This is a genomic window from Streptomyces sp. R44, assembly GCF_041053105.1.
In the GTDB taxonomy this organism is placed as follows: Bacteria; Actinomycetota; Actinomycetes; order Streptomycetales; family Streptomycetaceae; genus Streptomyces.
Genome location: NZ_CP163444.1, coordinates 4341626 through 4353826 on the forward strand (window position 1 = coordinate 4341626; position 12201 = coordinate 4353826).

Genomic DNA, 12201 nt, shown 5'->3' on the forward strand with positions numbered 1-12201 from the left:
AACCCCCTGGGAGTCCGTGGCGGGGCCACGGGCGCCGTTCGCTCCAGCACCAGCAGAAGCTCCGGCAGCCGCCGATCCGGCGCCCGTGGCTCCACTCACGCTCTTACTCCTCGTGCTCCCCGGCCGAGGGCTCCGTGCCCTCGGCCGCCTCGGCGTCGACCTCGACCGACTCGACCACGCCCTCGGCGTCGTCGAGATCCTCGTCCTCGCTGCCCGCCTCGGCGTTCCGTGCGATGCCGACGACGGCATCGCGCTTGCCCAGGTTGATCAGCTGGACGCCCATGGTGTCACGGCCGGTCTCCCTGACTTCGTTGACTCGCGTACGAATCACACCGCCGGACAGCGTGATGGCGAGGATCTCATCGGTCTCCTCGACCACCAGCGCGCCCACGAGCGAGCCGCGGTCCTCCACGATCTTGGCGGCCTTGATACCGAGGCCGCCACGACCCTGGACGCGGTACTCGTCGACGGGGGTGCGCTTCGCGTACCCGCCGTCGGTCGCGGTGAAGACGAACGTACCGGGCCGGACGACATTCATCGAGAGCAGCTCGTCGTCCTCGCGGAAACTCATCCCCTTGACGCCCGAGGTGGCACGTCCCATCGGACGCAGCGCGTCGTCCGTGGCGGTGAAGCGGATCGACTGCGCCTTCTTGGAGACGAGGAGCAGGTCGTCCTCGGAGGAGACCAGCTCGGCGCCGATCAGCTCGTCGTCGCCGCCGTCCGCGGTCTCCCGGAGGTTGATCGCGATGACACCGCCGGAGCGGGGCGAGTCGTAGTCCTTCAGCGCGGTCTTCTTCACCAGGCCGGCCTTGGTGGCGAGCACCAGGTACGGCGCGGCCTCGTAGTCGCGGATCGCCAGGATCTGGGCGATCTGCTCGTCCGGCTGGAAGGCCAGCAGGTTGGCCACGTGCTGGCCGCGCGCGTCCCGGCCGGCGTCCGGCAGCTCGTACGCCTTGGCCCGGTAGACCCGGCCCTTGTTCGTGAAGAACAGCAGCCAGTGGTGGGTGGTGGAGACGAAGAAGTGGTCGACGATGTCGTCCTGCTTCAGCTTCGTGCCGCGCACACCCTTGCCACCGCGCTTCTGCGAGCGGTAGTCCTCGGTCTTCGTCCGCTTCACATAGCCGCCGCGCGTGATGGTGACGACGATGTCCTCCTCGGCGATCAGGTCCTCGATGGACATGTCACCGTCGAAGGGCACGAGCTTGGAGCGGCGGTCGTCGCCGAACTTCTCGACGAGCGCGGCCAGTTCCTCGCTGACGATCGCCCGCTGGCGCTCCGGGGAGGCCAGGATCGCGTTGTACTCGTTGATCTTCGCCTGGAGCTCGTCGTGCTCGGCGACGATCTTCTGGCGCTCCAGGGCGGCGAGCCGGCGGAGCTGCATCTCCAGGATCGCGTTCGCCTGGATCTCGTCGATCGAGAGCAGGTCCATCAGGCCCGTGCGGGCGACCTCGACCGTGTCGCTGCGGCGGATGAGCGCGATGACCTCGTCGATCGCGTCGAGCGCCTTGAGCAGACCGCGCAGGATGTGGGCGCGCTCCTCGGCCTTGCGCAGCCGGAACTTCGTCCGGCGGACGATGACCTCGATCTGGTGCGTCACCCAGTGGCGGATGAACGCGTCGAGCGAGAGGGTGCGCGGCACGCCGTCGACGAGCGCCAGCATGTTCGCGCCGAAGTTCGTCTGCAGGTCGGTGTGCTTGTACAGGTTGTTGAGGACGACCTTGGCGACGGCGTCGCGCTTGAGCACGATGACCAGGCGCTGGCCGGTCCGGGACGAGGTCTCGTCGCGGACGTCGGCGATGCCGCCGACCTTGCCGTCCTTCACCAGGTCGGCGATCTTCTGCGCGAGGTTGTCGGGGTTGGTCTGGTACGGAAGCTCCGTGACCACCAGGCACTGGCGGTTCTGGATCTCCTCGACCTCGACGACCGCGCGCATCGTGATCGAGCCACGGCCGGTGCGGTACGCCTCCTCGATGCCCTTGCGGCCGACGACGAGCGCGCCGGTGGGGAAGTCGGGGCCCTTGATCCGCTCGATCAGCGCGTCGAGGAGCTCCTCGTGGCTGGCGTCGGGGTGCTCCAGCGCCCACTGGGCGCCGGCCGCGACCTCGCGCAGGTTGTGCGGCGGGATGTTGGTGGCCATACCGACGGCGATGCCGGCGGAGCCGTTGACCAGCAGGTTCGGGAACCGGGCCGGGAGGACCGTCGGCTCCTGGTTGCGGCCGTCGTAGTTGTCCGTGAAGTCGACGGTCTCCTCGTCGATGTCGCGGAGCATCTCCATCGACAGCGGCGCCATCTTGCACTCGGTGTAGCGCATGGCGGCGGCCGGGTCGTTGCCCGGGGAGCCGAAGTTGCCGTTGGAGTCGACGAGCGGCATGCGCATCGACCAGGGCTGGGCGAGGCGGACGAGCGCGTCGTAGATCGAGGAGTCGCCGTGCGGGTGGTACGTACCCATGACGTCACCGACGACGCGGGCGCACTTGTAGAAGCCCTTCTCGGGCCGGTACCCGCCGTCGTACATCGCGTACAGCACGCGCCGGTGGACGGGCTTGAGGCCGTCCCGTACGTCGGGCAGCGCGCGGGACACGATGACGGACATCGCGTAGTCGAGGTACGAGCGCTGCATCTCGGTCTCGAGCCCGACGGGCTCGATCCGCAGCACGGGTTCCTGCTCTTCGGTGGTCGGGGTGGTTTCGTCGGCCATTGCTGGTCGTCAGTCCTTTCGTACGGTCAGCTGAGACCGACTCAGATGTCGAGGAAGCGAACGTCCTTGGCGTTGCGCTGGATGAACGAGCGCCGTGCCTCGACGTCCTCGCCCATGAGCACCGAGAACAGGTCGTCGGCCTGGGCGGCGTCGTCCAGGGTGACCTGGCCGAGCACGCGGTGCTCGACGTCCATGGTGGTGACGCGCAGCTCCTCGGCGTTCATCTCGCCGAGACCCTTGAAGCGCTGGATCGAGTCTTCCTTGATCCGCTTGCCGTTCTGCTTGCCCAGCTCGACGAGCGCGTCCCGCTCTCGGTCCGAGTACGCGTACTCGAAGTCGTCCCGGCCCCACTTGATCTTGTAGAGCGGCGGGCGGGAGAGGTAGACGTGCCCGGCCTCGACCAGCGGCCGCATGAAGCGGAAGAGGAAGGTCAGCAGCAGGGTGTTGATGTGCTGGCCGTCGACGTCGGCGTCCGCCATCAGGATGATCTTGTGATAGCGGAGCTTCTCGATGTCGAAGTCCTCGTGCACACCGGTGCCGAAGGCGGAGATCAGCGCCTGGACCTCGGTGTTCTGCAGGATCTTGTCGACGCGGGCCTTCTCGACGTTCAGGATCTTGCCGCGGATCGGCAGGATGGCCTGGTACATCGGGTTGCGGCCGGACTTGGCCGAGCCGCCGGCGGAGTCACCCTCGACGATGAAGATCTCGCACTTGGACGGGTCGTTCGACTGGCAGTCGGAGAGCTTGCCCGGGAGGGACGCCGACTCCAGGAGGCCCTTGCGGCGGGTCAGGTCGCGCGCCTTGCGCGCGGCCACGCGCGCGGTGGCGGCCTGGATCGACTTGCGGACGATGTCCGCGGCCTCGTTCGGGTTGCGGTCCAGCCAGTCGTTGAGGTGCTCGTAGACCGCCTTCTGGACGAAGGTCTTGACCTCGGTGTTGCCCAGCTTGGTCTTGGTCTGGCCCTCGAACTGCGGCTCGCTCAGCTTGACCGAGATGATCGCCGTCAGACCCTCGCGGATGTCGTCACCCGTGAGGTTGTCGTCCTTCTCGCGGAGCAGCTTCTTGTCGCGCGCGTACTTGTTGATCAGCGAGGTCAGCGCCGCACGGAAGCCCTCCTCGTGCGTGCCGCCCTCGTGGGTGTGGATGATGTTGGCGAAGGAGTACACGCCCTCGCTGTAGCCGCTGTTCCACTGCATCGCGACCTCGAGGGACAGGTTCTTGTCCTTGTCCTCGGCGTCGAGGTCGATCACGGTGGGGTGGATCAGCTCGCCCTTGCGCGAGTTGAGGTACTTCACGAAGTCGACGATGCCGCCCTCGTAGTGGTACCTGACCGTGCGCGCGGTCGGCTCGGCGGCCGCCTCGGCGTCCGGGTCGTCGGCGCCGACGGTCGCCTTCGCGGACTCGCGCTCGTCGGTGAGCGTGATCGTCAGGCCCTTGTTGAGGAAGGCCATCTCCTGGAAGCGCCGCGAGAGCGTCTCGAAGGAGTACTCGGTGGTCTCGAAGATGTCCGGGTCGGCCCAGAAGGTGACCGAGGTGCCGGTCTCGTCGGTCGCCTCGTGCTGGGCGAGCGGCGCCGTGGGGGCACCCATCTTGTAGTCCTGCGTCCAGCGGTGGCCGTCCGTCCTGATCTCGACGGAGACCTTGGTGGACAGGGCGTTCACGACGGACACACCGACGCCGTGCAGACCGCCGGAGACGGCGTAGCCGCCGCCGCCGAACTTGCCGCCCGCGTGCAGCACGGTCAGCACGACCTCGACGGCCGGCTTGCCCTCGGAGGCCACGATGCCCACCGGGATGCCACGGCCGTTGTCGACGACGCGCACGGCGCCGTCGGCCAGGATCGTCACGTCGATGGTGTCGGCATGGCCGGCCAGGGCTTCGTCGACCGAGTTGTCGACGACCTCCTGCACCATGTGGTGCAGACCGCGCTCGCCGGTCGAGCCGATGTACATGCCAGGGCGCTTGCGCACGGCATCCAGGCCCTCGAGGACCTGGATATTGCTGGCGGTGTACTGGGAGTTCTCGTTGGGGTCGCCGGAATCGGCCACGAAGCGCCCTTTCTGGCACAGCACAGGCCGTTCTCCGGGCATACGGGAGCGGCTGCGTCGTTCGACATGTTCCGCAGGGTGGCGGGATTGTCTCCCAGTCTACCGGTACCACGGACACTCATGGGGGTTTGCCGGTACCTGAATGCGCATGTGCCGCCCTGCGCGGGCGCGAGACGACTCCCCATATCCGGAGAGGGGCCCCAGAGCCCCCAGACGGCCACCCAGCGCTTCGAGCGGTAGCAGCCTGTGGGCGCACGTTCCGTCGGGCTGTGGGCAATCGTTCCGCAGGGCGTGGGGGTCCCCCCGGACGGAGTCTGGGGGGAGGGTGGGCACGGCCCACCCGCGCGGCGCCCTCCGCCTGGGCCCGCACCCCCAGGACCTGGTCCAGCTCCGCGCGGCGCTCTAGCCGTACGTGTCCCCAGGCCCCACACTGCCGGGCGCCCGCAGCGGCCCGTACCCCCGCCGGGGCCCGCCGGGCCCCAGCACCTTGATCATCCGCACGGTTCCGTGCCCCAGGTCCTCGTTGAGACGGGCGACCAGCGTCGGGGCGAGCAGCCGCAGCTGCGTGGCCCACGCCGTCGAGTCGCATTGCACCGTCAGCACCCGCGCATCCGGCTCGTCGTCGAACTTCAGCGGTACGCAGTGCTTCGCCAGGTCCTCGCCGACGATCTGCGGCCAGCGCCCCATGACCCCGCCGACCGCCGCCGGGGTCTCCCAGCCGCGCTCGGTGATCAGCCGGTTGATCGCGGCGCCGAGCGCCATCGGGTCGCGTCCGTCGGCGCGCGCGCCGGAGCGCAGCCCGCCCCCGCGCCGGGCCTGCTTCTTCTGCTGCGCGGCCGCGCCCTTCGCGCGGGCCTGCTCCTTGGCCGCCCGCAGGGCGACCCGGGCGAGATCCACACCCGACGGCTCGGGCGCCGCGGGCCTGTCCACAGGCTGTGGGGAATTCTCGTCGCTCATACCCGCTCCACCGTCCCGCCGGACACGGCGTACCGCGTGCCCGCGAGCACGCCCGGCACGTCGTCGTCCACCGCCGCCGTGACGAGCACCTGCTCGCCCGGCGCCACCAGCTCCGCGAGCCGCTCGCGCCGCCGGGCGTCCAGCTCGGCGAAGACGTCGTCGAGGACGAGGACCGGCTCGTTGCCCTCGGCCCGCAGCAGGTCGTACGAGGCGAGCCGCAGCGCCAGCGCGTACGACCAGGACTCGCCGTGGCTCGCGTACCCCTTCGCGGGGAGGTCGCCGAGCTTCAGGAGCAGCTCGTCCCGGTGGGGTCCGACGAGTGTGACGCCCCGCTCGATCTCCTGCTTGCGGACCTCGGCGAGGGCGGCGAGCAGCTGCTCGTACAGCTCCTCGCGGGTGTGCCCGGTGCCCGGCGCGGAGGGGCGGTACTCCAGGAGGACGGGCCCGCCGCCGGGGGCGAGCTGCTCGTACGCCTTGTCGGCGAGCGGCTGCAGTACGCCGATGAGGTCGAGCCGCTGGGCGAGCAGCTCGGCGCCCGCCCTGGCCAGGTGCTGGTCCCAGACGTCCAGGGTCGACAGGTCCATGCCGCGGCCGCCGTGGCGCCTGGCCATCGCCGCCGACTTCAGGAGCGTGTTCCGCTGCTTGAGCACGCGCTCGTAGTCGGAGCGCACGCCCGCCATGCGCGGCGTGCGCGCCGTGATGAGCTCGTCGAGGAAGCGCCGGCGCTCGCCGGGGTCGCCCTTGATCAGCGCCAGATCCTCGGGGGCGAACAGCACGGTCCGTACGATGCCGAGCACGTCACGCGGTCTGACCTGCGAGGACCTGTTGATTCGGGCGCGGTTGGCGCGGCCCGGGTTGAGTTCCAGCTCGATCAGCTGGGAGCGCTCGCCCTGGGTGACGGCGGCCCGGATGACCGCGCGCTCCGCCCCCATGCGGACGAGCGGGGCGTCGGAGGCGACGCGGTGGCTGCCGAGGGTCGCGAGATAGCCGACGGCCTCGACCAGGTTGGTCTTTCCCTGGCCGTTCGCGCCCACGAAAGCGGTGACGCCCGGGTCGAGCGGGACCTCGACCCGGGTGTAGGAACGGAAGTCGGCCAGCGAGAGATGCGTGACGTGCATGGTGGGCGCCGACCTTCTTCCCCCGGCGGCTGTGCACCGCGGGGTGCACAGCCTGTGGATTACTTCTTCGTCTCGACCGCGTGGCCACCGAACTGGTTGCGCAGCGCGGCGATCATCTTCATCTGCGGGGAGTCGTCCTGACGGGAGGCGAACCGCGCGAACAGGGAGGCGGTGATCGCCGGGAGCGGGACGGCGTTGTCGATGGCGGCCTCGACCGTCCACCGGCCCTCGCCGGAGTCCGACGCGTAGCCCCGCAGCTTGTCCAGGTGCTCGTCCTCGTCCAGCGCGTTCACCGCGAGGTCCAGCAGCCAGGAACGGATGACCGTGCCCTCCTGCCAGGAGCGGAAGACCTCGCGCACGTCGGTGACGGAGTCGACCTTCTCCAGGAGCTCCCAGCCCTCGGCGTAGGCCTGCATCATCGCGTACTCGATGCCGTTGTGGACCATCTTCGCGAAGTGACCGGCGCCGACCTTGCCCGCGTGGACCGAGCCGAACTCGCCCTCGGGCTTGAGCGCGTCGAAGATCGGCTGGACCTTCGCCACGTCCTCGGCGGAGCCGCCGTACATCAGCGCGTAGCCGTTCTCCAGGCCCCACACACCGCCGGAGACGCCGCAGTCGACGAAGCCGATGCCCTTGGCGGCGAGCTCCTCGGCGTGCTTCTCGTCGTCCGTCCAGCGCGAGTTTCCGCCGTCCACGACGATGTCGCCGGGGGAGAGCAGGCCGGCCAGCTCGTCGATGGTGGACTGGGTCGCGGCACCGGCCGGAACCATGACCCACACGACGCGCGGACCCTTGAGCTTGCCCACAAGCTCTTCGAGGCTGGGGACATCGGCGAGGTCCGGATTGCGGTCGTATCCGATGACGGTGTGACCTGCGCGGCGGATGCGCTCACGCATGTTGCCGCCCATCTTGCCGAGACCGACGAGACCGAGCTCCATCAGAGATTCCTTAAGCGTCGTGTGCGGTTTACCCGGGTCCGAGCCTACGCCCGGACCCGGGTGCACACCTGTGGGGTCAGCCGCTCAGGCGATGCCCCGAAGAACCGGCATCAACCGGACAGCCGCACCGGCATACTGCGCCTTCCCGGGGGGCGACCCCCGGACCCCCGGCAAGAACTGCCAGGCATCAACCGGACAGCCGCACCGGCATGATCAGGTACTTGTAGGCCTCGTCCGCCTCGGCGTCGAGCGCGGGCTTGCCGCTCAGCAGCGCCGGCTTCGTGGAGGTCGTGAAGGAGAGCTGGGCGACCGGGGAGTCGATCGCGCTCAGACCGTCCAGGAGGAAGGTCGGGTTGAAGGCGATCGAGATGTCGTCGCCCTCCAGCTGCGCGTCCACACGCTCCACAGCCTGTGCGTCGTCGCTGGAGCCGGCCTCCAGGATGAGCACGCCCTGCTCGAAGCTCAGCCGGACCGGGGTGTTGCGCTCGGCCACCAGGGCCACACGCTTGACGGCCTCCACGAAGGGGGCGGTCTCGATCACCGCGACCGAGTTGAACTCGGTGGGGAAGAGCGTCCGGTACTTCGGGAGGTCGCCCTCCAGGAGGCGGGTGGTGGTGCGGCGGCCCGCGCCCTCGAAGCCGATGAGGCCCTCGCCCTTGCCGGAGCCCGAGAGCGCCAGGGTCACCGTGTCGCCGCTCGTGAGCGCCTTGGCGGTGTCCAGGAGGGTCTTGGCGGGCACCAGGGCGACCGCGGAGGCGTCCGGGGACTCCGGCTTCCACAGGAACTCGCGGACCGCGAAGCGGTAGCGGTCGGTGGAGGCCAGGGTGACCGTGTCGCCCTCGATCTCGATGCGCACACCGGTGAGGACGGGCAGCGTGTCGTCACGGCCGGCGGCGATGGCCACCTGCGCGGCGGCGGAGGCGAAGACCTCTCCCGGGACCGTGCCGGTCGCGGTGGGCATCTCCGGCAGCGCCGGGTACTCCTCCACAGGCAGGGTGTGGAGGGTGAAGCGGGAGGAGCCGCAGACCACGGTCGCCCGTACACCGTCTGTGGAGATCTCCACGGGACGGTTGGGGAGGGCGCGGCAGATGTCGGCGAGCAGCCGGCCGGAGACGAGGACGGTGCCGTCCTCCTCCACCTCGGCCTCGACGGAGACCCGCGCCGAGACCTCGTAGTCGAAGCTCGAGAAGCTCAGGACGCCGTCCTCGGCCTTCAGGAGAAGGCCCGCGAGCACGGGCGCCGGCGGACGGGCCGGGAGGCTGCGGGCCACCCAGGCCACCGCCTCCGCGAGTACATCGCGCTCCACCCGGATCTTCACCGGAACCGCCTCCTGCTGTTGCTGGCTCTTCGTCGACTGCGGGAACCAGTCTGACGTACGCCACCGACACTCGGTGCTGCTCGGGGTCAAGTCGAGACAAGAGCGAGCCGGAGCTCCGGCGCCGAGTTGTGCACAGGTCCCACTTCGAAGCGAATTCCGGGCTAACTCTATGTGGGAGTAGTAGTAGGGCCTGTGGAAACCGTGGATAACGTCATTTTCGCAGGTCAGGCACGGTTTTTTGTCCACCGAGGCTGTGGGTGGAGCCCGTGGACAACCGGGGCTATCTGTGGACACCCGAAAGTTCTGCACAGCCGGTACACAGGCCATGGGGAGTTCTCCCCAGCGCTGTCCCCAGCTTTCCCCAGGTTCCCCACAGCCCAAACGTCTCCCTTGGTGTGACCGCTTTCACTCGGCCCGGTGAGCGGGCGCGTTTCGTTGCCGAACAGTGGACAGCGGTGTGGAGAAGCTGTGGGCAACCGGCCGCCGCCTGTGGGCAGCCAGTGGACAACCTTCGGGACCCCCTGTGGACGAAAGATTCATCCACAGCCTGTGGAGATCGTTTGCCAACAATTCCACAAGGGGCTGACCTGGGGTGATGATCTGTCACCAGGCCGGCCTGTGGACACAATCCGGATAACTCGACAGTCCCCACCCTGTGGACGGGAGATCATCCCCCAATCTGTGGAGAACCTGCCACCGGAACGGAGTAATCGAACACGGCAGGGGCGGTTGGGGACGGGCGGAGCACCGCGGGAACGACGAAGGGCGCCCCGGGAGGTGTCCCGGAGCGCCCTCGGAGAGCTTCTGGAGAGGCCGTGGAGGCCCGCGTCAGCCGTTCTTGATGCGGTTGGTGAGCTCGGTGACCTGGTTGTAGATGGAGCGCCGCTCCGCCATCAGGGCACGGATCTTCCGGTCGGCGTGCATCACCGTCGTGTGGTCGCGGCCGCCGAACTGCGCACCGATCTTCGGCAGCGACAGGTCCGTGAGCTCACGGCACAGGTACATGGCGATCTGCCGGGCCGTCACCAGGACGCGGCTGCGCGAGGATCCACAGAGGTCCTCCACCGTCAGACCGAAGTAGTCGGCGGTGGCCGCCATGATGGCGGGAGCGGTGATCTCCGGCGAGCTGTCCTCGCCCCCGGGGATCAGGTCCTTGAGGACGATCTCGGTCAGACCGAGGTCCACCGGCTGCCGGTTGAGGCTCGCGAAGGCCGTCACCCGGATCAGCGCGCCCTCCAGCTCACGGATGTTCCGCGAGATCCGGGAGGCGATGAACTCCAGTACCTCCGGCGGGGCGTTGAGCTGCTCCTGCACCGCCTTCTTGCGGAGGATCGCGATGCGCGTCTCCAGCTCCGGCGGCTGCACATCGGTGGTGAGTCCCCACTCGAAGCGGTTGCGGAGCCGGTCCTCCAGGGTCACCAGCTGCTTCGGCGGCCGGTCCGAGGAGAGCACGATCTGCTTGTTCGCGTTGTGGAGCGTATTGAAGGTGTGGAAGAACTCCTCCTGCGTCGACTCCTTGCTCGCGAGGAACTGGATGTCGTCGACGAGCAGGATGTCCACATCGCGGTAGCGCTTGCGGAAGGCGTCGCCCTTGCCGTCGCGGATCGAGTTGATGAACTCGTTGGTGAACTCCTCGGAGCTCACGTACCGCACGCGCGTGCCAGGGTAGAGGCTCCGCGCGTAGTGCCCGATCGCGTGCAGCAGGTGGGTCTTGCCGAGACCCGACTCCCCGTAGATGAAGAGCGGGTTGTACGCCTTCGCCGGCGCCTCGGCCACCGCGACGGCGGCCGCGTGCGCGAACCGGTTCGAGGAACCGATGACGAAGGTGTCGAAGAGGTACTTGGGGTTCAGCCGCGCGTGCTGCTCGCCCGGAGCGCCGGCGCCCTGCCCGGAGGACGAGGAGCCGGGACCGCCGCCCGGCACACCGCCGGGGCGGGGGCCGGGACGAGGACCGTGGTTCTGCGGGTCGGGCAGCTCGGCGCGCTCGGGCCGCTGCGGCTCGTAGCCGCGGGCCGGCTCGTCGTAACGGGTCCCCCGGGACTGCTCCGGACCGGTGTACGGGGCGCGCTCCTGGTACCCGCCGAGCCGCGGCTGCTGCCAGGAGAGGTCCTCCTGGGTGCGCGGCCAGGCACCGGGGTCGGGCCGCTGCGGCTGCGCGTAGTCCGGATAGGCGGGCCGGGCGGTGGGCAGCCCGTCGTCGGGCATCGGCCGGTGGCCGTACCCGTCGTACTTGTCGTACGGCTCGGGCTGTGCGCGCTCGTCGTAGCGGGGCTGCTGCTGCACCGGGGGCGCCGGCGGCGTCGGCTCGCCGACGGAGTCGTCGACGGTGATCGCGATCCGGATCGGCCGACCGCACTCACGGCTGAGGGTCTCGCTGATCAGCGGGGCGAGCCGGCCCTCCAGGACCCGCTTCCCCCACTCGTTGGGCACGGCGAGCAGCGCGGTGTCCGCGACCAGGGCGAGCGGCTGGCAGCGCTCGATCCACTGCTTGTCCTTGGGCTCGATTCCCTGCTGGCCCTCGGCGAGGAGCTGCTCGAGGACGCGTGGCCACACTGCGGCAAGATCGGCAGGTACGTCAGCCACAGGGCACGCTTTCTCGCAGGTCCCACGATGGTGTGGTTCTCGGGGACAGTGGGTCGAAGTCCGTGAGGACGGGTCCGCCCGGGACAGGTGAGGACAGAACGGAAAAAGATTGTGGAGACCGTCCACGGTAGTCGGGCCGGATGACGTGGTTCAAGTTGTTGTCCACAGCCTGTGCACAATGGGGGGTGGCGACAGGTCGGTTTGACCGGATGGCGTAGCCGCGCGTACCGTAACCAGGTCGAGTTGTCGATGGCTGCTGCCGCCTGCCTCCGATGGGCAAAGATCACGGTCAGTGATCGTGTAGCGGTGCACTCGGGCGTATTGCGAGCTACTCGTGGGCGCACGGTGACAGCCAGGCGATGTCCCGCCATCTACGAATCATTTCTGGAGCCCCCGAGTGAGCAAGCGCACCTTCCAGCCGAACAACCGTCGTCGCGCGAAGACCCACGGCTTCCGCCTGCGCATGCGTACGCGTGCCGGTCGCGCCATCCTTGCGAACCGCCGTTCCAAGGGTCGCTCGGCGCTGTCCGCCTGATCCACT

Annotated in this window: 8 protein-coding genes; 1 reads left to right on the top strand and 7 read right to left on the bottom strand. The window is 69.1% G+C overall.

The window, feature by feature from the left end:
• Nucleotides 1–103 precede the first annotated feature (103 nt).
• The 7 genes from gyrA to dnaA form a co-directional block, all read right to left on the bottom strand.
• On the bottom strand, nt 104–2698 hold the full coding sequence (gyrA, locus tag AB5J54_RS20115) for a DNA gyrase subunit A (RefSeq protein ID WP_369145299.1): 2595 nt from the start codon (nt 2696–2698) through the stop codon (nt 104–106).
• A 41-nt stretch (nt 2699–2739) separates the two neighbouring features.
• Entirely contained in the window at nt 2740–4770 is a 2031-nt protein-coding gene (gene gyrB / locus AB5J54_RS20120) for a DNA topoisomerase (ATP-hydrolyzing) subunit B (protein ID WP_369145300.1), read from the bottom strand.
• Nucleotides 4771–5148: 378 nt separating this feature from the next.
• Nucleotides 5149–5703, bottom strand: coding sequence for a DUF721 domain-containing protein (locus AB5J54_RS20125; RefSeq protein WP_369145301.1), 555 nt, complete (start codon nt 5701–5703; stop codon nt 5149–5151).
• A complete protein-coding gene (gene recF / locus AB5J54_RS20130; protein ID WP_369145302.1) occupies nt 5700–6821 on the bottom strand; it encodes a DNA replication/repair protein RecF in 1122 nt (373 codons plus the stop codon). The genes AB5J54_RS20125 and recF overlap by 4 nt, the downstream gene beginning before the upstream one ends.
• 59 nt (nt 6822–6880) lie before the next feature.
• Entirely contained in the window at nt 6881–7759 is an 879-nt protein-coding gene (gnd, locus tag AB5J54_RS20135; protein WP_369145303.1) for a phosphogluconate dehydrogenase (NAD(+)-dependent, decarboxylating), read from the bottom strand.
• 187 nt (nt 7760–7946) lie between these two features.
• Nucleotides 7947–9077, bottom strand: a complete 1131-nt coding sequence (dnaN, locus tag AB5J54_RS20140; RefSeq protein WP_369145304.1) for a DNA polymerase III subunit beta — start codon at nt 9075–9077, stop codon at nt 7947–7949.
• Between the two features lie 828 nt (nt 9078–9905).
• Nucleotides 9906–11660, bottom strand: a complete 1755-nt coding sequence (dnaA, locus tag AB5J54_RS20145; RefSeq protein ID WP_369145305.1) for a chromosomal replication initiator protein DnaA — start codon at nt 11658–11660, stop codon at nt 9906–9908.
• Nucleotides 11661–12057: 397 nt separating this feature from the next.
• Between dnaA and rpmH the strand changes: the two genes are divergently transcribed.
• Nucleotides 12058–12195 (top strand): 50S ribosomal protein L34, encoded by a 138-nt coding sequence (gene rpmH, locus AB5J54_RS20150; protein ID WP_007265229.1) that lies wholly within the window; start codon nt 12058–12060, stop codon nt 12193–12195.
• Nucleotides 12196–12201 lie beyond the last annotated feature (6 nt).